The sequence below is a fragment of the Nocardia barduliensis genome (assembly GCF_013315795.1).
In the GTDB taxonomy this organism is placed as follows: domain Bacteria; phylum Actinomycetota; class Actinomycetes; order Mycobacteriales; family Mycobacteriaceae; genus Nocardia; species Nocardia barduliensis.
This window is the reverse complement of the sequence record NZ_JABLTE010000044.1, coordinates 15358-36403: the sequence shown is the minus strand read 5'-3', so window position 1 is coordinate 36403 and position 21046 is coordinate 15358. Positions and strand designations below refer to the sequence as shown.

The window sequence follows — 21046 nt, the reverse complement described above, 5'->3', positions numbered from 1 at the left end:
GCGCGGTGGGCTGCGCCGCCGCCTCACGTCGGTTCGGTGACACCACCGCGGCGGACCGCGCTGGGCGAACTCCCGGTCCAGCGGTAGTAGGCACGGCGGAAGTCGCGACCGCAACGGAAACCTGTTTCGCGCGCGATCGCCTCGATGGTCGATCCGGACTCCCGCAGCAGCAGAGTGGCGCGTCGTTCGCGCGCACTGTCCCGTAGGCCACTGAAACTGACTCCGGCGGAGTGTAATCGACGGCGAAGCGTGCGCTCGCTGACATGCAGATGGCGGGCGATGTCGGCGGCAGTCATCAGGACGCCGTACCGGTCGAGCAGCGCTTCGATCGCAGCGATGATTTCGGAACGCTCGTGTGGGCCACGCAGCAACCGGCGGCAGGCCTCGCTGGCCGCCTCACGGGTGGGCCTGTGGGCGAACGGGAGAGCGCGTTCGAGAATCGAGGCGGGGTAGGAGATGCTGGCGGAGTCGGCCTCGAAGGTGACCGCGCTACGGAAGACACGGTAGTACATAGGTGCGTGGGCGGGGACGGCGTAGGGCAATTCGATCGCGGTCGGATTCAGGTCGGTGCCTAGCATCGTTCGCAGGAAGACGACCGTCGAGGTCAGTGCTTCCTCGATCAGGAACACGGTCAGCCTCGGATCGGGAATCCGGGGCGTCACCGTCATCGCGACCTCGTCGGCGTCGATCTCGAATCCGAGATCGACCAACGATCCTCCGGCGCGATGGATTTCCGCACACAGGGTCAACGCTTCGGCGATGGTCTCGCAGGCACTCAGGGCCACCCCCAGCATCCCGTTGGAGACCAGGACATCGCGACCTCCCACGCGCAGTCCCAGTGGTCCCTGCGGCAGGGCATCGAGTGCGCGAGCGAGCACAGTCGCGTTCTGCTGCAACGACATCCGCGCGGCAGCCAGAACTGACGGATCCGTCGCGGCGATGCCGACGCCGTCGAACCACGGCGAGATCGCGACGTTGTGGCGTCGGCCGATGTCGATTACGCCGGTCAGGATGATCGGGGGAACGACGTCGTCTACCGATCCATCGACGGACCCGAGCCGGGAAAGGTGCCGCATACTGTGACCTCGATGCTGAGTGAACGCCGCGCACGCGGCGGGGGACGGCGACTCGACCGCAGCGACCCAACTCGGGATGTGCACGCCCCTGTGCGCCGAGAATCGCTCGACCACCCGCGACGATAGTCCAGATCGGCCGTATCGCCTGCGTAGCGGGGATGGTGTCTTTCGCCTGCGCAGCGACGGTGTCGCTGGTTCGGCAGGACCGCTTCGCATCCGAGCTGGTCAACCGACCAGTTGGAGGAGGTCGGAGGCCACGCCCGTTCGCGCGCAGGCCCCAGCTCATGATCGACATCACATCGACGCGACGGGCTTCCGGCGGGCCATCCGACTACCGCGACCTCCGGCTGAACGGCACTCTGCGGTGCCGCTGATGGACCTCGGCGCCGCCGCGCACCCCTGATCGTCCCCGCCGACAGCGCGTCCGCCCGATCTACCTCGCCACCGGGATCGCCTTCGTCCAGGACATGGCCGCTCATCGCCACCGGACCGTACTGCCGATCGCGGATCGGACGCGCTGAACTCGGCGCGCGGCATTCGAACCGAGCGTCAGTTCCTGCCGTCGAGCGCAGGCATCATCGCGGGGCACCGCTCATGGCGTAGGCCGCCTGCGAGCAGATCGCGACAGGACCGGTCGAGCTGCCCCGGCCCGCGCCATGATCGCGATACAGAATCAGGAGCTGAGCCTCCTGACCGTCCAGCTCGACCCGGCGGCGCGCCAGGCCGAGGCCCTCGTCAGCTCGGCGACGCGATGCCGAGATCGGCGGACACCATGGCCGTGAACGCGCGCATCGCCGACACCATGTCGAAACTCTCGTCGAGCAGCCACTGGTGTTCCAGGCCGATGAAGGCCGCGATGATCAGGGCGACAATCGTGTCGATGTCCACATCCGCGGAGATCTCGCCGCGCTCCCTGGCTCGGAGTCCGAGCGCGACATACTCGGCGCGCATCTGTGCCATGCGTCGGCGCGACCACCGCGCCACCACTTCGGCACCTTCGCCGGTGGCCAGTGCGCACACATGTGCCAGCCGGATCACCTCGCGCGATGCGAGATTGCGCTCGGTCGTCGCGACGACCCGCGCGAGCAGTTCAGGGACGGTGAGGTCGTCGACGAAGGTGTCGGTGGACTCGTCATGTTGCTCGAGCACAGCCAGCAGCAACGACATCTTGTCCGGAAAGTGATGCAGCAGTCCGGGCCGGGACAACCCGGCCCGCTTGGCGATGGTGTGCAGCGACGATCCGGCGTAGCCGCGCTCGGCGAACACCGCGAGCGCGCTGTTGAGGATGCGCTCGCGGGCCGTTCGTCCCGCGTGCGTCGCGACCGCTGTACGTGCCATCCCGAATCTCCTTCGATCCGTCGCCACTGTACAAAATCGGCCGGATCAGCGGTCGGGTGCGCGATCTATCCCGACCCGGTGGGCGGCAGCGCGGGCAAACCGGGCAACCGCAGCGGGGAGTTGGGTACGCCTGCACCGTTCGGGTCCTGGAGGCCGTCACTGTTGGCATACGGGCTGGTACCGGGTGCCGCTTGCAGGGTGGTCAGATACTTCCATCCACCGGCGAGCAGACCGGCCGTACCGCCGACCACACCGCCGACCACACCGCCGGCGCCGGCGAAAGCGCCGATGGCGGCGGGCAGCGTGGCCACACAGCCCGGTCCGACCACCAGGCAGGTGCCCGCTCCGACCGCCGCGCCGATGACGGCGCCGAGGACGGTCCCGGCGATCAGGCCGACCGTCGGCCCGACCGACATGGCGGTGGCGAAGTCGCCGAGTGCCAGCTGATTCTCCAAGGCGCCGGCCACCGGCCGAGGATCGGTCTCGACCGGCCTCAGGGTCAGGCTGCGCCCGTCGTCGCCGACCCGCGCCGCGACCGGATACCACACGCCGTCACGTGTGTAGGCGGTCGGCAGCGTCTCGAGTCGCACGCCCGCGCTGTCGAAGACATCGACACCGTGGCCGCCCGCCGAGGGCGCGACACTGCCCGCGCGCAGCGACAGAACTACCGCGCCGTCGACGATCTCGACGCCGTAACGCACGGCGGCGTCGGGTGTCGCGTGCGCCGGCGTGGAGATCGTCGCCAGCACGGCCGCCGCGACGGCCGCCGCCCCGAGGCCACCTCGAATCACTCTCATCACCGCGCTCCGCTCATCGCTGCGTCGCGGGGCGGGGCAGATCCGGTGCGTACCTGCTGGTGCCGGGCGCGCCGTTGAGGGTCGTGACGTAGTCGTAGAGCGCGACCGCGACCGAGGGACCGGCCACCGCGATCATCCCGATCACGCCGCCCGCGGCGGCACCGATACTCAACACCGGCAGCACGGCGACCACGCACGCCACCGAGATGGCCGCGCAGGTGGTGCCTGCGACCGCCACCCCGATCCCGATACCGACGGCGGCCCCGATAGCGGTGCCGATCAGGGTACCGACCGACGTCGAGACGCTCACGGCATTGATCAGGTCGTTCATCGCCAGCTGGTTTTCCAACGGAGACGCCACCGGACGCACCGCGGCGCGGTCGACGCCGGAGAGATCGGGTCGCAGGCGCACCGTGTGACCGTCGTCGGAGATCTGGTAGGCGAGCCCTACGGGCATACCGTCGACCCGCGCCGACAACGGCAGGCGGTCGAGGATCTGCCCCGCGTGGTCGCGCAGCAGCAGTGTGGTGGTCGCCGTGTCGAGCGCGAAGTGCCCGTCGGCGACGGTGGCGACCACGGCATCGTCGACCAGGGCAGCGCGGAACTCGACACTGGGCGACCGGATCTCGGGCGAGGCGTGGGCGGAAGTCTGAGGGAAAGCCATTGCACCTGCTAGGAGCGCACTCGCGCAGGCGATCTTTCTGATTGTCATCGAAGGAGTCCTCGGGTTAGCGAGCTTCGTCGGGCGAAGACTCGCACAGAAGGCTTACCGACTAAACGGTAGGTCAGCTTGCAGGAATGTCAAGAAGCGCATCTGTACGGGACTTGCGACCCGTCGTGGAGCGAGGGAGGGCGCACGACCACAGCATGACGATCCGTCCTGAATTTATCTTTTCGTAACCCAATATGGAAAATCGCGCGGTAATGTCTCGCCCCAACTGGACAAGTGACCACATGACCCGCCGAAGCCCACCGAGGAGCCGCAGACGACGTGCAACATCGTGACCAACCGATCGGTGAACGCCACGGAGCGCAGCAGATTCGCCCCGAGCCGAGACTGCCGCGCGGTGATGACGGACAGGCGCGGCACCCCGGGCACGGAAACCAGAGGCATCGCCGCTATCTTGCGGTGCCCCTTCTCCTCGTATACCCGCCCCCGCCCGACGAGCTCTGATCGCTTTCGCGATCAATGCTTCGTTACCCGAAACAGAAACTTCCGGATAACAGTGCACGAACGTAGTCGAGCATTTCTCCGATATGTCGTACGCGATCATCGCAGAGGTGCCCTCAGAAACATGCGCGGCCCGATCGGGTCCACTTTGGTCTTTGCCATCATCATCGCGATCTGTTCCGACGCGATCGAGCTGCCGCCGACCGGCGAGCGGGAACCGGCCACCACCGACGCGGCCCGGCAACTCGCCGACCGGTCGGAGCTTCCCGGTGTCGGCGTCGCCGGGAAGCTGGTGGGCATGATCGACGCGCATGCCCACCTCACCGCTGCCGAAGCGTTCGGCGGCGCGCTGCGGTGCGGGCGCCCCTTCGCCGAGGGTGGTACCGCGACGGCCCTCGCGCCGTGCCCGGAGCAGGCGGGGACACAACCGGGTTCGCTGCTCGAGGCCGTGATCGGCGGTGGTGCGCCGGTGCCCGACGGGGGCGGGGGCTGGCCCGGCTTCGAGTCCTGGCCCCGGCACGACACGGTGCTGCACGAACAGGCTCAGATCGATGGCATCGAGCGGGCCTGGCGGGCCGGTTTGCGCGTGGTCAACACCCTGCTGGTCGCGAACCGGGTGATCTGCGAGTTGTCTCCGCAGCCGCGCCACCACGCCTGTGACGAGATGGAAGAGATTCACATCCAGGCGAACTATCTGCGCGCCATGCAGGATCACGTCGACGCGGCCCATGGCGGCCCCGGCCGGGGCTGGTTCCGTATCGCCACCACACCCGAGCAGGTCAGATCGATCGCCGCGCAGGGGAAACTGGCGGTGATCATCGGGGTCGAGAACTCCGAATTGTTCGGCTGCCGCGAAATACGCGATGTCGCGCAGTGCACCGTCGCCGACATCGACCGGGGGCTCGACGAGATGCAGGCTCTCGGGGTGAGCAATCTGTTCCCGATCCACAAGTTCGACAATGCCTTCGGCGGCACCCGTTTCGATCCCGGTCTCGCCGGCGCCGCCATCAATGTCGGCAACCTGCTCACGACTGGGCACTGGTGGCAGGCCGAATCCTGCACCGGCGCCGCCGATCACGAGCAACTGTTCGCCGACTCGGCCCTGAGCACTCTGCTCGCGGGCGGTGCCACCGGACTGCCGTCGGGTACCGCGGTGCCCGTCTATCCGAGCGGGCCGGTGTGCAACATCCGCGGTCTCACCGCACTCGGCCGTCATCTCGTGCACGGCATGATCGCGCGCGGCATGGTGATCAATATCGATCACATGAGTGTGCGCGCCGCGCGCGACACCCTCGAGATCGCCGAAGCGGCCGGATATCCGGGCATCATCTCGGCGCACACCTGGGCGGACCGGGAAATGGTCGACCGGGTGCTCGCACTCGGTGGATTCGTCGCGAGTTACGCCTACGCCGCCGCCGACGCCGGGGACGGCGAGCCGGACTTCCTGTCGGAATGGCGCGCCAACACCTCGGGGCCGCACGGCGATCGGGTGACCGGCTACGGCTACGGGTCCGACGTCAACGGACTCGCGGCTCTGGCGGCCCCGCGGCTCGACGCTGCGCAGCGACCGCTCAGCTACCCATTCCGCGCGCCCAATGGGGTCGAGTTCGACCGTCAGCGCGTCGGTGATCGCGTCTACGACCTCAATGTCGACGGTGTCGCCCAGTACGGGCTCTATGCCGACTGGTACGCCGATGTCATCCGGACGGCAGGCGACGACGGCGACGAACTCGCCCGCGAGCTGATGAACGGCGCCGAGGCCTTCGTCGCCATGTGGGAATCCGCGCGCCGATGACCAGCGGTACCGCGCGGGCACGCACCACACCCGTCCCACCCGTCGGCGCCGGATGGCTGATCACCTTCGTCCTCGCCATGACCGGGGTGGCGGCGGGCTGGTTCGGCCCGCTGCAGATCCTGCTGCCCGCCCAGGCCGAGGCATTCGAAGCGGCCGGAGCGGGCAGCAAGGAGGCGGCGCTGGCGCTGGTGTCGGGCACCGGCGCCCTGGTGTCACTGATCGCCAACCCGCTGTGGGGGGTGCTGTCGGACCGGCTCCGCTCGTCCCGTGGTCCCCGCGTACCCGTCATCCTCGCGGGCACCGCGATCGGAGTCCTCGGTCTGCTGATCCTCGCCACCGCACCGTCGGTGGGCTGGATGGTCACCGGATGGGCGTGTGCGCAGCTGGGCCTGAACGGTCCGGCCGCCGCCTATGCCGCGCTCATCGCCGATCGGGTACCGCCGTCGCAACGTGGTCTCGTCGGCGCTCTGTTCGGGATCGCGCAGACCCTCGGAGTGGTCACCGGCACAGCCCTCGCCGTCGCCTCGGATTCGAGCGGCGCAGGATACGTCGCCCTCGCGATCGCGGTCCCCGCGCTGGGCGCGGGCTGGCTGCTCGCGCAAGGGCGGCAGTCCGGAGATTTCGGCACCGCGCTACCGCCACGGGTCGCGGCACGCCGGCTGCGCGGCGGATTGCCCCCGTTGTTCGCATGGGCCTGGGGTATGCGGTTCCTGATGAACTTCGGCAACGCGCTGGTCCTGCTGTATCTGTACTTCTATCTCGACGATGCCGTCGGTGTGGAGGATACCGAGACGGCCGTGCTGCTCGTCACTGTGCTCGTGGTCCTCATCGCGGCGGCCACGGCGGGCGTGGCGGGCGGACTGTCCGACCGGCTGCGCAGGCGCCGTGCGTTCGCGGTCGCCGCGGCGGTCGCGACCGTCGCCGGAACCGTCACCCTCGCCGCCCTGCCGCCCTATCCGGTGGTGATCGGCGCGGCGTCGGCGCTCGGCTGCGGCTGGGGGCTCTATCTCGCCGTGGACATGGCGCTGGTCACCGCCACCCTCACCGACCCGACAACGCACGCCACCATGCTCGGCATCGCCAATATCGCGGCCGTACTTCCCCAGGTCGCCGCCCCGCTGGTGGCCGCCGCGCTGGTGGCAGGACCGCTCGGCTACTCCGGCCTGTATGGGCTGGCAGCGCTCACGGCCGCCGCGGCCGTGCTTTGCGTCGCCCGCCTGCCCGACCGCTACTGAGTCAACCGCTCCCACTTCGACTCTCGACCCCGAGGACATCCATGCCATCGTCACCGCCGCAGTTCCCCTTCGACTTCCGCTTCGGGATGGCCACCGCAGCAGCGCAGATCGAGGGCGCCGTCGCCGAGGACGGGCGCGGTGTCAGCATCTGGGACACCTTCGCCGCCCGGCCCGGCACCATCCGTCACGGCGACACCCCCGCGGTGGCCACCGACCACTACCACCGTTATCGCGAGGACATCGAGCACCTGCGCGACGCCGGAATCCACGACTACCGCTTCTCCATCGCGTGGCCGCGCGTCGTCCCCGACGGGCGCGGCGCGATCAACCATCCCGGACTCGACTTCTACGAACGCCTCGTCGACGCACTGCTGGAAGCCGGCATCCGCCCGGTGCCCACCCTCTATCACTGGGACCTTCCGCAGCCGCTGCAAGAGGCGGGCGGCTGGCTGCGACGGGGAACGGCCGAGGCCTTCGCCGACTACACCGACATCGTGGTGCGGCGCCTCGGCGATCGAGTCACCGACTGGCTGACCCTCAACGAGATGAACGTGCACACCCTCTACGGACACGTCCTCACCGATCACGCCCCCGCCCTCGGGCTCGGCCTCGAAGCTTTTCCCGCCGCACACAACCAACTGCTCGCCCATGGGCTGGCCGTCCGGGCGATCCGCGCGCACGGCCTCGCCCGCGTCGGCGTGGTCGGCCAGCACTACCCGGTGCGACCCGCCTCCGAGGCGCCCGAGGATGTCGAGGCCGCCGACACCTTCGCCACCCTCACCCACTGGACCTTCGCCGACCCCATCCTGCTCGGCCGTTACCCCACCGACGAGGTCACCGCGCTGATCGCCGCGACCACCGGCCTCGACGACGATGCCTTGGCCGCCGACCTCGCCGTCATCTCCGAACCGCTCGACTTCTACGGGGTCAACTACTACGAGCCCGTCAGTATCGAAGCACCCCGCCCCGGCAAAGACTACCGCGGCGTCCTCGAGGTCGACGTCCCCGCCGGCATGCCCTTCTCCCCGGTCGCCATCCCCGATGTCGACCGCACCGACTTCGGCTGGGCCATCGTCCCCTCCGGCCTCACCGACATCCTCGCCGAAATGCGCGCCCGATACCCCGGCCTGCCGCCGATCGTCATCACCGAGACCGGCGCCTCGTTCCACGACGAGCCCGGCCCCGACGGGCGCGTCCCCGACACCCGGCGCATCGAGTTCCTCGACGCCCACCTGCGCGCGGTGGCCGCGGCCGTCGCCGACGGCGTCGATGTGCGCGGCTTCTACGTATGGTCCGCTCTCGACAACTTCGAATGGGCCGCCGGCTACCAGGAACGCTTCGGCCTGATCCACGTCGACTGGAAAACTTTGGCACGCACCAGAAAAGACTCCTGGTACTGGTACCGCGACATCGTGCGCGCGCACCGGCAGCGGTCCTGACGGTACGACGGTACGGACGGCGCACCACCCGCTCGGCGGGCGTTCGGCGTCCGTACCGGTCCGCCGCCCAGGTCAGCCTCTGCCGGAGGGTTCGGTTTCGGAAACGAGCAGATCGGAGAGGTTCTGCATGGATCGGCGCATTCCCGCACGCATCCCCGGCTTCTGCACGCGATCGATCAAGCGACCGATCACGCCGAGTCCGGGACGGTAGGTCACCCGATAGGTCATCTCGGTGCCGGCAGTGCCGTCCTCGAAGGTCAAGGGCCGGAACTCGAAGATATTGGTGAGATCTCGCATGGGTTCGAAGCCGGTTCCGTGATCCACCCGGCGCCGCAGCGGCTCGATTTCCCGGACGGTCCACTGCGAACGGGTCGTGAGCGGCCCGATCGTGGTGTTGCGTTCGGCATAGGTCTTGCCCAGCTGTGCTGTTCCGTGGTGATCGGTGACCGAAAGGACGGTGGCGACCCATTCGCCGTAGCGGTCCGTCGCGGACACCACCTCCCACACTCGCTCGACGCTCGCGGGGATGACGGCCTTCTCCTCCACGGTGACCATGTTCGCGTTCCCTTTCTCGACGCTCGCCCGAATTCGTTCGAGCGGTAGTGAACTCATCGTTGTGGAACCATCTGCGGTGCATCGGCGAGGACTGCACAGGCCGCCTGCTCACCGGAACGAACCGCGCCCTCCATGAATCCGTTCCAGTACGGCGACAGTTCGGCACCCGCCCAGTGCACACGATCGAAGCGCCGCCCCAGCCAGGGGCCGTACTCGGTGAGCACGCCGGGGCCGGCGACAGCGGTGGGCCCGCCCAGCGTCCACGGCTCGCGCGTCCAATCCTGCTCGAAATAGGACGACGGGCGCAGCGCCTCCGGCCCGACTGCGGCGGCGAAAGAACGCAGCACCGCACCGCGGCGTTCCCGGCCACTACGTGGCGACCAGGTCCGCCATGCCTGTCCGCCTAGGAACCCCATCAGGATGCCCGGCGCGCCGGAGGGCGGAGTGTTGTCGAACATCGAGCAGATGGGTGCGCCGTCGCGGAAGACTGCACTGCCGTTGAGTCCGGCCTCGCGCCAGAACGGCTCGGGATAGATCGCCTCGCATTTCATCAGGGTGCCGAAGGGCAGCCGCTGCAACAGTGCCTGCTGCTGGGCCGGTAGCACCGGATCCCAGCGCAGCCGCCCGGCCAGCACCGGTGGGATCGCCACGATCACGGCCTCGGCAGTCCAGGTGCGCGCACCAGCACTGACCCTCGCTCGTCGCGGATCCTGTTCGATCGCGGTCACCGGCGCCGACAGCACGACTCGTTCTCTCAGATCGGCCGCCAGCCGTCGCGACAGCTCTTGCGCGCCGCCGACGAATCGCGATTCCTGGGCTCCGCCCGCCACGCCGATGCCGCGCGCCAGCGTGCCCGGATGGGTCTCGTTGCCGAACGTCGCGATGTACCAGAGACCGAACAACAGCGACGCGTCACGGGCGGAACCACCGAACGCGGAGCCGAGGAACGCGTTGACAAGGTCGAGGGCGCCCCGGCCCAGCGTCGTTCGCCGCAGCCAGCTCTCGAAGGTCATCCCGTCCAGCCGCGACGCGTCGCGCGCGGTCCACGGCGCGACCACCGGGATCCGCCCCGCCATCCGGTCGATGCGGTGCATCGCCACGCCGAGATCGGGCAGAGCGAGCAGATCGGGTGGGATATCGCCGGTATAGCGCGTGCCGCGCCCGTTCTTGACATAGACGCTCGCACCAGCGGTGTTGGCCCGGAAGGTCTCGACACCGAGTTCGCCGGCCAGCCGGAGCAACCGGTCCTGGGTCGGGCCGATGAACTGGCCGCCGACCTCCACGACCTGGCCGTCACCGAGGTCGTGATCGAACGTCCGCCCGCCCACCCGGTCACGGGCTTCCACGACGACGACGTCCAGGCCGGCGCTTCGCAGCCGTCTGGCAGCGACCAGCCCCGCCAACCCGGCTCCGACCACCACGACGTCGCACGCGTTCACGAAGCAACCTCCCTGGTGTAGGCGGCTACGTATCCGCGCAGGGCGGTTTTGGTCTCCCGCAACAGGTCCGGGTCACCGTCGGGATCGAGCCGGAACGCCTCCTGCAGGGCCGCGTCGGCGATGACATGGCCCGCGTAGCAGACACTGCCGAGCCGGTCACTGTCCGGCAGGACCCGTTGGGCCAGTAGGACATCCGCGAGGGTGGCGGCCATCCGCTTCTTGTGCTCGCGGTCGGCGGCGCGAGTCGCGTCGGTGAGGTGCCTGCTGAACCACAGTGCGCGGAATCCGGGTGCGGACCGATACAGCTCCGCGAACACGTCCACCAGTTCCGCGATCGGGTCCGGCCAGCGTCGTGCACGAGCGCGCTCGGCCAACTCGCTCATCGCGTCCTCGAGCCGTCGCAGGTACGACTCCGCGAGCGCTTCGATGATGGCTTCGCGATCGGGCAGGTACTGGTAGAGCGACCCGACCGAGATGCCCGCGGCCGCGGCAACCCGTGAGGTGGTCAGCGCCTCGGGGCCGGACTCGGCCATGAGCCGGTCGGCCACCCGTAGTACGTGCTCCAGTCTCTCCCTGCTGCGCGCCTGCTGAGGCACCCGGCGCAGTGCCGCCGAAGCGATCACGAGCTGCCCGTCCATCTCCACCCGTCTCCCTGATGTGAATCTGACTTTCTTTCACATTTACCGTTAGGCTAGCCGCATGACGGCGATCACGCTGACCGAACAGCGCCGAGAACTGGCCGAGGTCTGTCGCATGCTGTCCGGGAAGGGCCTCCTCATCGGGACCTCCGGCAATGTGAGCAGCCGATTCGGCGACCACATCGTGATAACACCCACAGGGGCGGAGCTGGCCGGGATCAACGCCGAGGATCTCTGCGTCCTTACCCCGGACGGCACCCAGATCGCCGGAGCGCTGGCCCCCACCTCCGAAGTGGACCTGCACCTCGGGTGCTACCGCGAACTCGGCACCGGCGCGGTCGTGCACACTCACGCACCGAAATCCGTCGCGGTCGCGTGCGCCGAGACGCACCTGCCGGTCTTTCATTACCAGCAGCTTCTACTCGGCGGCGATACACACGTCGTGCCGTTCCACCCGTTCGGAACTCCCGGACTGGCCGAGTCCACGGTGCGGGCGCTGCGCGGCAAGCAGGCCGCGCTGCTGGCCAATCACGGCGCGGTGACCATCGGGGCGTCTCTGGGTCAGGCCGCCGACCATGCCCTGCTGCTCGAGTGGGCGTGCGCGGTCTACCTGGATACCCGGCGACTCGGCGGTCCCCGCCTGCTCGACGACGAGCAGCAAGCCGCGGTGATCCGGGCCGCGATGGCGCGCGGATACGGCACGACCCGCTCCGCACAGATCGACAACCCCGTGGAACAGGAGCAACAAGAATGAAGGTCGTCACCATGGGAGCACACATCCTGGACGTCCTCGTGCACCCGGTCGAGTCCATCCCGCCCGGACAGGCCACCGCCCTGGTGCAACAGGTGCGCCTCACCGCAGCGGGCACCGCCGCAGGCACCGCGCTCAGCCTCGCCAAGCTCGGCGCGACGGTGTCGACGGCGGGGGCGGTGGGCACCGACGCCACCGGCGACCTGCTCGTCTCGCTGCTCGAACGCGCGGGCATCGACACCACCATGGTCGTGCGCATCGCTAGCACCCCGAGTTCGGTGTCGATCCTGCCGATCCGTCCCAACGGCGAGCGCCCCAGCCTGCACCTGCTCGGCGCCAACACCGCGTTCACGCCCGCCGACGTCGTCTGGGACAAGGTCGCCTCGGCCGACCACCTGCACCTCGGCGCACCGGAACTGCTCGGCCCCGACAACGCCGGCGAGATCCTGCGCCGCGCCAAGGAACTCGGACTCACCACCTCCGTCGACCTGATCGCGCCGGGCAATATGGGCGCCATCGAACTCATCGCACCGGCGCTCGCGCACACCGACTATCTGCTGCCCAATCTCGAACAGGTCCTGGGATTCACCGGGATCGACGAGCCCGCCGCCGCCTGCCGAAGGCTCATCGAGCTCGGCGCGGGTCTGGTAGCCGCGACCATGGGCGGCGACGGTGTTCTCGTCGCGCAGGCCGAGCGCATCGCGCACGTACCCGCCTTCGCCACCGAAGTGGTCGACACCACCGGCTGCGGTGACGCCTTCTCCGCCGGATTCCTCGTCGGCGTCGCGGCGGCCCGCGAACCCCTCCAGGCGGCCGTGCTCGGTTGCGCGACAGCGGCATTGGTCGCCGGAGGCCTCGGCAGCGACCACGGCGAGTTCGATCTCGTCACCGCCGACGAGTTCGCGGCCGCGACACCCGCGCTGTCGACGTCCTACCTCCCACCGTGCTGATCACCCGGCGAACCGGGGCCCCGAACGAACGCAACTGGACGATTACCCAGTTACCTGATTCCAGGTCGCCGAGCCCGACCACCGGCGCGATCCGCCGATCCTTATCCGCACCGCCACGGCGCCGGCCTGCCTTCCGGACCGTCGTGTCGCACCCTTTCCGCCGAACAGGACATCGCGTGAATCCTCCTCAGCGCAGTCGCGACAGGATCAGCCGTCGCGGCCTGCTGGCCGCGGGGGTGGCATCGTCACAGCCTCGGCCCTGCATGTGAGGGGTTACCGCACCGCCGCCGCGACACCGCGTACCGACGCCGACGGGATGTCCTCGGCGCAGGACCGGCTGGTCTAGTCGTCCGAGCTGATCGCCGCGGGCCGACGGGTGCTGCTGGATCAGGAGCCCGAAACCAGCCGGGAGGACAGGCGTTCTGGTCGCCCGGTGGTCTGTTCCTCACTATTACTGTCCTCTCGCGGCGCGGATTCGATCGGTCGGGTCGTGGCTCGACGACACCACCCCGGCACGTTGCGCGGGATGCAGCCGGGGGGCTATCTCGGTGCTGACGCGGTGCAGGCATTCCGCGTATCGGGGATGGCCGACCGCGAGTGGAATATGGAACAGCACCTCGGTGGCGGCCGCGAGGCCGTCCGGGCCGATCTCCGATTCCTGCACATTGATGACGTCGGGGCGCAGCCGCCGCAGCTGCTCGGCGAAATACGACCAATCCACCTCGTCGTAGTCGAATGCGTCCGTTTTGCGGCTCGTGACAGCTTCAGGATTCCCGGGCCGATTCGCAGGGAAACCCGCACGTCATCCGATCGGGGTTGGGTTTTCGGGTTGGTCGGCGACGCCGTGCGCGGGTGCACCAGGGCCGAGTTCGCTGACCGCGCGGTGCTACACCGCGGGCAGGGCCGCAGCCGAGGAGCCGACCCGGTCGGCCGCGAGTGCCCCGGCCAGCGCCCAGGTGCGGCGCTGATCGTCCGGACCGGCCAAATCCGTTGTGGTCAGAACGACCTCGGTGGCGCCTGCGTCGTAGTAGCGCTGGATTCCGTCGGCGATGGTCTGCTCGTCGCCGATGAGCGCCAGCTCCGCCGCCCGCGAGGCACCTTCGAGTTCGATGACCCGGCGATAGGACGGCACCTGCTCGTAGAACGCCAGCTGTTGCACCGCCGTCGCACGGGTGCCCTCGACATCGGCGGTGACGACTGCCGGGACGAAGGCGACGATGCGTGGTGCAGTTTCCGAGGTCTGCGTGATCACCGGCACGATGTGGTTGCTCAAGGTCTTCGGGCCCGCCAGATACGGCAGGGTGCCGTCGGCGAGTTCCCCGGTGACACGTAGTGCTTGCGGTCCCATCGCGGCCACCAACACCGGTACGCGTGGTTGAGCTCCGGGAACCGCGGTCGGCAGCGGTGGTGTGACCGTCAGCAGTTCGCCGTGGAAGTCCGCGGTGCCCCTGTCGAGCAATTCCCGCAGCCCGGTGAGGAACTCGCGTAAGCGGGTAATGGGCCGATCGAAGGCTGTGCCGAACGCACCGGCGGCCAGTGCCGAACCGACGGCCAGGCCCAGATGGTAGCGCCCGTGCGTCGCGGCCTGGGCGGTCTGCGCCTGAGAGGACACCAGCAGCGGATGGCGGCCGACCACGGGGATTGCCGAGGTGCCGACCTGCAGGTGCGGCACCTCCCGACCTACGATGGCGGCGAGAGTGGGGGAGTCGTAGTCCATCCGCTGTCCGAACCACACCGACTCGATACCCAGCTCGGCGACCGAGCGGGCCTGCGCCACGATCTGGTCAACGTAGTTGCCCGAATTCGAGGCAGCGAGCGCAATTCCGAGAGTCACGCCAGGGGCAACCTGCACGCGTGCGCGCTTGTTCCCGGACAGCAAGATGAAATCGGCTTGATCAGGCTGGGGCGAGGTGATGGTAGCCGGCTTCGAAGTCCAGCAATGCGGGGAACCTCACGCCCACCGGATCGGGGCACCGTACTCCCTGTGCGGGCCCGACGCGTGCGGCTGGCACGGCAAGGTCCACATCCCCGCTGGGAGCGTCCGTCTATCACCGCAACACTCGACCGATCCGCCGCCGGCTCGCTGATACAAGGCGATGGCCCGGGGGCTAGCAGTTCTGCTGCAAGCCGAACCGATTCGCCCGGGAGCGAATCGCAGGCGAGTAGTGCCGGTTCGGCTTGACCTCAACTACCCTCGAGGTTCGATGATCGAGGAATGAGCATCCTGTTTCACAACACCATGCGGATCACGGAGGGCCACCTCGAACAGTTCCAGGCGGCCGTGCGGCGGGCCGTGACGTTCGTCGAAGAACACGGCCCGCAGCTGATGGTGCAGGTATTTCTCGACGAAGAACGCGGCTTGGCCCACAGCTTCCAGCTGTATCCCGACTCCGAAGCCGTGCTCGCGCACTGGAAGATGTCCGATCCCTACATCCAGGACGTGATGGCCCACTGCACAGTGCAGTCGTTCGAGACCTACGGTGAGATGTCCGACGAGGTGCTCGCCGGGCTGCGTTCCGGACCGGCCGGCCAGGCGGCGGTACGGCCACTGCTCACAGGTTTCACACGGTTCTGACTCTCAGATCGGATCGCGGTACTCGCGGGCCCATGCCCCGAAACCGAACACGGTACTCGGGCACGTTCCTCTGGGTGGCGCTACCGTCGGCGACTCGGCGCAGCAATTCGACGTTTGTGCTGCGCTGATGAGGATGCATCTCGGCGAAAGCCGTATCGGCGTCGGCGAGACCTGCGTAACCAGCACCGCGGCATGCAAACTCGCACAGTGATCGGCGGTAGACAGGGGAGAGAGGGAGACTCCACCTATGCGACGAGTGGACGGGGACATGGCGGCGCTGAACGAGATCCGAGCCACGCCCGCCGGCGGAATACTGGGTGATGAGGACCTGGCCGACCAGCTGCGCGAGGCGGGCTGCTGGGAAGTCGCGCGCGTCGTCGACGGGTGCGGCGATGAGCACCCCACCCGAGCTAAGCAGCCTGCTGGCGCAGTGGGTCCGCGGCCGACGCGGACCTCTGCTCGCGCATGTCGACGGGGCGCGGTCGATTCGGCAGCGAGACTGCCCGGCGCCCCGGGCGGGCCGGTCGCGGTCTGCACCGACCGGTGGCTGAACGCGCTCCCGGCACCGGCGTGACATTTGTGTCACTCCACTGTCAGGGTGGGCTCGATGGTCCAGCTGAGGTCGTGGTGGGAGAGGGTTTGGAGGAAGTCGGCGGGGTCGAATGCTTGCGCGGGGGTGCGTACTCCGGCGGCAGTGGCGCCTGCCGTCAATCGCCGGGCTGCTTCGACCGCGGCGACGGCGGTGGTTCCGTAGGTGTCTCGGCCTCGGATGACTCCTCGTGTCTGCTGCCCTTGGTGGTCCACGGCGTCGAGCAGGTAGGTGAATTGCTGTTCGGCGCGGTCGTGCTCGGTCGGGCCTGCGGGGAGCCCTGCGATCAGTTCCGGCGTGATGGGTGTTTCGACGACTGACTTCAGGGCTGCCTCCAGCAGGCTTTCGACATGATCGACCTGCACGTGTCGGGGGATGGTGACCACCTCGCACGTCGGCAGCGCCGCCATCGCGACGGAATGGCCGTCCGGCAAGGTGATTCGATCGCGCCGGGCCGGGATCCCGCTGTGCCAGGCACCGCCGTCATAGATCAACCCGCCTGACCGCATCGCGTCCATCGTCGCCGCCGCCGAGCGCAGCGATCCGCGGGAGAGACCGGCAGCACCGGTGATGAAGTGGCTGACAGTGATCTCGGCCAGTGGCCCGGTCCGTTCGGCGATCAGGTGCGCGAGCAGGTCGCCCGGCAGGCAGCCGTCGTTGACTGCCGGTACTACCGTGACGCCCGCCCGCTCGGCGTCACCGCCGAAGGAATCGAAAACGTCTTTCACATACTGTTGCTCGCCTGCAGTGTCGACGTAGTGCGCGCCCGCGGCGATGGCAGCCTCGACCATCACAGCGCCGGAGGTGGTGAACGGTCCCGCACAATTGATGACGACATCGCTACCCGCCAGAGCGGCAACGAGAGCGGCGCGGTCGTCGAGACCGGCAACCCGGCGATCGGCGTCGGGAATTCCGACCTCGGCGGCGGCGGATCGCAGCCGTGTGTGATCTCGACCGACGAGCCGGACCTCCATGCCATGGCGGGACAACTCGGCAAGGGTGAGCTTGCCCTGATAGCCGTTGGCGCCGTAGACGGTGATGAGCATGTCGACTCCTGTAGCTGAACGATTCCGCTGCACGATCAGCAGCAGTTCGAACGTAAAGCCAACGGTCTGCGACGTTCAATGCGTCAGAATCCGAGATTTATACGAATCTGTCTCCTTTGAGTTGTGCTTTGATAGTTTCGATGGGGTGGATCCTCTTTCCGACGTGGTGGCCGCGATGCGGATCGGCGAGCCTCATTCGGGCCGGGTCGGCCATCATGCGCCGTTCGGCTGGCAGTTTCCCGCCTTCGACGCCGCGGGCTTCCATGTGGTCCTGTCGGGCACCTGCTGGTTTCTGCCCCCCGACGCCGACCCGATCGCGCTGCGGCCGGGCGACATAGTGTTCCTCCCGGGAGGATGCACCCACGGGCTGGCCGACGATCCGGCCACGCCACTACGTCCTGCTACTGCATCGCTGCGCCGGGTGAACCCGCGACCGTCACGACCGGACACCGCATCCGCCCCGCGACCGGAGACCGTACTGCTGTGTGGTGCCTACCTTCTCGATCGAAGCCGGTCACACCCGATGCTCGCCGATCTGCCCGAGGTCATCCACCTGCCCGCCCCGGAAACTCGCCACACCCCGGTCGAGGCGATCATCGATCTGCTCGACAGCGAACTCGCCGCCGACCGGCCCGGACACGATGCCATGCTCCGTTCGCTGCTCGACGCGCTACTGCTACACATCCTGCGCGGCTGGCTCGACCGCCACACCGCCACCGGGTGGTCGGCCGCTCTGCACGACCCAGCCGTCGCCGCAGCGCTCTCGGCGATCCACGGCTCGCCCGGGCACGGCTGGACCGTCGCCGAACTCGCCGCCCACGCCGGGATTTCCCGCGCCAGCTTCGCGCGCCGATTCACCGACCTCATCGGCCGGCCACCCATCGCCTACCTCACCTGGTGGCGCATGACCCTCGCGGCTCGGCAACTGCGCGACACCGACACCCCGCTGACGGTCATCGCCCGAGACTCCGGATATGCATCCGAATTCGCGTTCGCCCACGCGTTCAAGAACGAATTCGGCCAACCACCAGGCCAATTCCGAAGGAAGAACCCGCCAGTTCAACCACCGGATCCGAACGCAGGACGGTCGACCGGCTTCGCGGCGCGCGCGGTCACACACGCCGCCGAATCCGAAAAATAGACCCGAACACCCCGCACCCACGGAGGCCACACCAACTTTTCGCAGACCACGTCGGCAGCCGCTCCTTCGAAGAATCCAATCGGACCGGACAGTTGGAGTACCAGTGGCCGGGCTCGCGGTGGCACAGGGGAGGCACGGCGATGGCCCAGTACGAGTACCGGTACCTCTGCTCGCAATGCCTGATCGGATGGCACTACGCCCCGTTCTGCCCGTACCGGCAGCCCGAGCCGCGCCCGATCACACCCGGCGAGCGGCGCGCGATCGGGCGCCTGGTCGAACTGGATCGGGCGGGCGTGCTCGAGCTGCCGCGCCCGCTGGATATGCGGTGGCTGTGGCTGGTGCCGCCTGCAGTGGTGATCGTCGGTCTGATCGTGCTGTTCTCGTAGACGAACTCGGGGATCGAGCCACTGCTGTGCCGGGGGAGGATCGTCCTGATCCGGCCTAGCGGCCGCACGAGCGGCGCGGATCGCAGCCCCATGATCAGTCTGCACGGTCATGGGGCCGGCACCACGACCTTGTGGGCTGCGGGCCGGAATTCAATCGACGACCTCTCGCCTACAAGGCAGATGTAGCTGGCGAGGGAGTGGCGAAGTTCGGGATTAGTCGGCGACGCGTGGGTGAGCGCCCTGTGGGGCAAGCGACGTGGAGCCACCGAGTAGGCACCCCTCCTGCCGGGTTGCGCTGGCTGGGGAAGGGAGCGCACGTCGTCCGGCGGGAGGTGGGTGAGGTACGAGCGCTCCGCCGGGTTCAGTCGATCCCGTTCATGGGTGGTCGGCGGCGGTTTCCTTCGGGGGTGAAGACGAAGGAATCTACAAACGGGCCGGAGCCGCAGCGGATCGCGAGCAGGATCGGGTCGGTGTACATCGGTGGCCAGGGTGCTTGCGTGTCCGAATCGACACCGTTCCACAGATGGAAGATCACCATCGGATCGGACTTGTCTGCGGTTGCGTAGGCTAGCGTCTTCTCATACCGGGGGTTGGTTCCGCCGAACAGCACACTGGGTTGACCGAATGCGTCGACGACATCGCTCCAGGTGTGGTCTTGTTCGGCAAACGGTTCGATCGAGGCGCGCAACCTCGCGTATTCGTCAGGTGTCAATGTCCGATCCAATCGGAGCCAGCCCCGGTTGCGGGCGGCTTCGGCATACATCGACGGCAAAGCCGATCTCAGGTTGTCCGGTAGCAGGCGCCCGAGGGCGCCCTGGGCACCGGTTGGGGTGAAAGCGTTCCGATCGCGCCATGACTCATAGATGTCTGCTACCCCGTGGTCTTCGCCCTCGAGGTAGAAGAGGTGGTCGAATAGTGTCCACAGGGCAGGCTCCCCGCCGAACATGCCCAGTCGTCGCAGCATGTTGTTGACCTGGTCGATCAGGTACGTATGCATTTCGTGGGCGGAGCGGACCATCAGATTGTTCCGTCCTCCTCGCGACCGCCGGCGCTGGCCCGGCAGAGATCAAATCGCATGTTACTTCGCCGAACGGCTGCCCGCGACGTTCATCTACGCCGGGGTCGAAGTCGAAGCCCGAGGACTGTTCGCCAGGCGGCAGTGCGCGACCAGCCTCACTGTAAGCCTGTCGTTGGTGGCGGCCATTCGTTCTCCTCCGGCGAGGGCAGCTCCGTTGGCGAAGTGTGGCACGCCGCCTGCGCTCTCATCACCGACGCCCAACAACGGGTCCAGCACCAGCCCTAGAGGCAGCCAGTGTGTAGGTGGTCGGAGGGAAATATTTCGCAGCGCAGCCGAGGGCACTTACACCCCGGGCTCCGGGTCGGCGGGCACGAGCGAGGTGGGGGCTTTCGGTCGGTGCCCAAGGATGGGTTGATCTTCGCAAGCTACGTTGTCTTCGACAGCGACTCCGCGCCATTGCGGGGTGTGTATGGCTATCAGAAGGGGGCGGCAGCAATGCAGGATGGCGCTACACCCGAGAGCGGCGGTGGCCGTGACGAGACAGCGTTGTGGACAAAAGTTGGCGGTATCGCCGCGGTCGTCAGTGTTGTGATCGCGGTGCTCGCCTTCCTCGTGCAATGCTTGCCGAGATCGTCACCGAACGGCCAGAGTCCGCCGACAAGCTCTCCATCACTAGCGGCGCCTTCCACGACAACGGCGGATGGTGATCCGGCGCCGGAGGTGCAGAGTTCTGGCACGGTTCGCATTTCCTCTCCGCGCTGGGGCGTCGCATTCCACAACCCGAACTGGAGCGGTGGTCCCGAAGGTACTTCTGATGTCGTTGTCGATGCTGGTTTCGGCCTGAGCGCGGCGAACGCTTCCGCGTTCGCGGTCGTCACCAACCCGGGCTATTCCGCCTGCCGCGCCGCGACCTATGAAGTCAACTCGCTGACGTGGGAGCAGTTGCCGTCCAAAACGACCGTGTGTGTGCGATCCCGAGACACCCGCGTCGGAATCCTGCAGGTCATATGGAAGAAGAACCTCAACGGCGAAGTCAGCGACATCACCGTAACCGGCGTGATCTGGCAGCCGAAACGCTAGCGGGTCACGACTGTGACTTCCGCGACG

20 protein-coding genes are annotated in these 21046 nt (G+C 68.0%); 9 read left to right on the top strand and 11 right to left on the bottom strand.

Going from position 1 to position 21046, the window contains the following annotated elements; translation table 11 throughout:
* Positions 1-23 precede the first annotated feature (23 nt).
* The 4 genes from HOV91_RS20115 to HOV91_RS20100 all read right to left on the bottom strand — a co-directional run bounded on the left by HOV91_RS20115 (position 24) and on the right by HOV91_RS20100 (position 3875).
* Positions 24-1076, bottom strand: coding sequence for an AraC family transcriptional regulator (locus HOV91_RS20115; RefSeq protein ID WP_174186943.1), 1053 nt, complete (start codon positions 1074-1076; stop codon positions 24-26).
* Between the two features lie 735 nt (positions 1077-1811).
* Positions 1812-2414, bottom strand: coding sequence for a TetR family transcriptional regulator (locus tag HOV91_RS20110; RefSeq protein WP_174186942.1), 603 nt, complete (start codon positions 2412-2414; stop codon positions 1812-1814).
* A gap of 65 nt (positions 2415-2479) precedes the next feature.
* The gene (locus HOV91_RS20105; RefSeq protein WP_174186941.1) at positions 2480-3211 is read right to left on the bottom strand and encodes a DUF8020 domain-containing protein; all 732 of its coding nucleotides are present in this window, start codon (positions 3209-3211) and stop codon (positions 2480-2482) included.
* A 13-nt stretch (positions 3212-3224) separates the two neighbouring features.
* Positions 3225-3875 (bottom strand): DUF8020 domain-containing protein, encoded by a 651-nt coding sequence (locus HOV91_RS20100; RefSeq protein ID WP_174186940.1) that lies wholly within the window; start codon positions 3873-3875, stop codon positions 3225-3227.
* Positions 3876-4506: 631 nt separating this feature from the next.
* Between HOV91_RS20100 and HOV91_RS20095 the strand changes: the two genes are divergently transcribed.
* Genes HOV91_RS20095 through HOV91_RS20085 form a run of 3 tightly spaced genes read left to right on the top strand, consistent with a single transcriptional unit; the run spans position 4507 to position 8851 of the window.
* Positions 4507-6177 (top strand): amidohydrolase family protein, encoded by a 1671-nt coding sequence (locus HOV91_RS20095; RefSeq protein WP_246350452.1) that lies wholly within the window; start codon positions 4507-4509, stop codon positions 6175-6177.
* On the top strand, positions 6174-7412 hold the full coding sequence (locus HOV91_RS20090; RefSeq protein ID WP_174186939.1) for an MFS transporter: 1239 nt from the start codon (positions 6174-6176) through the stop codon (positions 7410-7412). The genes HOV91_RS20095 and HOV91_RS20090 overlap by 4 nt, the downstream gene beginning before the upstream one ends.
* A 41-nt stretch (positions 7413-7453) precedes the next feature.
* Positions 7454-8851 (top strand): GH1 family beta-glucosidase, encoded by a 1398-nt coding sequence (locus tag HOV91_RS20085; RefSeq protein ID WP_174186938.1) that lies wholly within the window; start codon positions 7454-7456, stop codon positions 8849-8851.
* 72 nt (positions 8852-8923) lie between these two features.
* On the opposite strand, the gene HOV91_RS20080 is transcribed toward HOV91_RS20085, so the two are convergent.
* From HOV91_RS20080 to HOV91_RS20070, 3 genes are read right to left on the bottom strand one after another with little or no spacing between them, the layout of a single operon-like run.
* Positions 8924-9463, bottom strand: a complete 540-nt coding sequence (locus HOV91_RS20080) for an SRPBCC family protein (protein WP_217440815.1) — start codon at positions 9461-9463, stop codon at positions 8924-8926.
* Positions 9460-10845 carry a flavin monoamine oxidase family protein gene (locus HOV91_RS20075; RefSeq protein ID WP_174186937.1) on the bottom strand — a complete coding sequence of 462 codons (1386 nt, stop codon included), beginning with the start codon at positions 10843-10845 and terminating at the stop codon, positions 9460-9462. The genes HOV91_RS20080 and HOV91_RS20075 overlap by 4 nt, the downstream gene beginning before the upstream one ends.
* The gene (locus HOV91_RS20070; RefSeq protein WP_174186936.1) at positions 10842-11483 is read right to left on the bottom strand and encodes a TetR/AcrR family transcriptional regulator; all 642 of its coding nucleotides are present in this window, start codon (positions 11481-11483) and stop codon (positions 10842-10844) included. Before HOV91_RS20070 ends, HOV91_RS20075 begins: the two co-directional genes overlap by 4 nt.
* A gap of 61 nt (positions 11484-11544) precedes the next feature.
* Here HOV91_RS20070 and HOV91_RS20065 point away from each other — a divergent pair, with 61 nt between their 5' ends.
* Entirely contained in the window at positions 11545-12237 is a 693-nt protein-coding gene (locus HOV91_RS20065; protein WP_174186935.1) for a class II aldolase/adducin family protein, read from the top strand.
* On the top strand, positions 12234-13184 hold the full coding sequence (locus HOV91_RS20060) for a carbohydrate kinase family protein (RefSeq protein WP_174186934.1): 951 nt from the start codon (positions 12234-12236) through the stop codon (positions 13182-13184). The genes HOV91_RS20065 and HOV91_RS20060 overlap by 4 nt, the downstream gene beginning before the upstream one ends.
* Positions 13185-13635: 451 nt before the next feature.
* Here HOV91_RS20060 and HOV91_RS20055 read toward each other — a convergent pair whose 3' ends face one another.
* Together HOV91_RS20055 and HOV91_RS20050 are read right to left on the bottom strand one after the other, a co-directional pair.
* Entirely contained in the window at positions 13636-13905 is a 270-nt protein-coding gene (locus tag HOV91_RS20055; RefSeq protein ID WP_174186933.1) for a hypothetical protein, read from the bottom strand.
* Positions 13906-14070: 165 nt separating this feature from the next.
* Entirely contained in the window at positions 14071-15018 is a 948-nt protein-coding gene (locus HOV91_RS20050) for a TIGR03564 family F420-dependent LLM class oxidoreductase (RefSeq protein WP_174186932.1), read from the bottom strand.
* A gap of 381 nt (positions 15019-15399) precedes the next feature.
* Between HOV91_RS20050 and HOV91_RS20045 the strand changes: the two genes are divergently transcribed.
* The gene (locus HOV91_RS20045) at positions 15400-15759 is read left to right on the top strand and encodes a hypothetical protein (RefSeq protein ID WP_174186931.1); all 360 of its coding nucleotides are present in this window, start codon (positions 15400-15402) and stop codon (positions 15757-15759) included.
* Positions 15760-16341: 582 nt separating this feature from the next.
* On the opposite strand, the gene HOV91_RS20040 is transcribed toward HOV91_RS20045, so the two are convergent.
* Complete coding sequence (locus HOV91_RS20040; protein WP_174186930.1) at positions 16342-17394, bottom strand: saccharopine dehydrogenase family protein; 1053 nt, start codon at positions 17392-17394, stop codon at positions 16342-16344.
* Here HOV91_RS20040 and HOV91_RS20035 point away from each other — a divergent pair.
* On the top strand, positions 17393-18535 hold the full coding sequence (locus HOV91_RS20035; protein WP_217440813.1) for an AraC family transcriptional regulator: 1143 nt from the start codon (positions 17393-17395) through the stop codon (positions 18533-18535). The genes HOV91_RS20040 and HOV91_RS20035 overlap by 2 nt on opposite strands.
* Before the next feature lie 140 nt (positions 18536-18675).
* Positions 18676-18921, top strand: coding sequence for a hypothetical protein (locus HOV91_RS20030; RefSeq protein ID WP_174186929.1), 246 nt, complete (start codon positions 18676-18678; stop codon positions 18919-18921).
* Between the two features lie 361 nt (positions 18922-19282).
* Here the strand turns inward: HOV91_RS20030 and HOV91_RS20025 are convergent, their stop codons facing one another.
* Positions 19283-19939 carry a hypothetical protein gene (locus HOV91_RS20025; protein WP_174186928.1) on the bottom strand — a complete coding sequence of 219 codons (657 nt, stop codon included), beginning with the start codon at positions 19937-19939 and terminating at the stop codon, positions 19283-19285.
* Positions 19940-20335: 396 nt separating this feature from the next.
* Between HOV91_RS20025 and HOV91_RS20020 the strand changes: the two genes are divergently transcribed.
* On the top strand, positions 20336-21019 hold the full coding sequence (locus HOV91_RS20020; protein WP_174186927.1) for a hypothetical protein: 684 nt from the start codon (positions 20336-20338) through the stop codon (positions 21017-21019).
* Positions 21020-21046 lie beyond the last annotated feature (27 nt).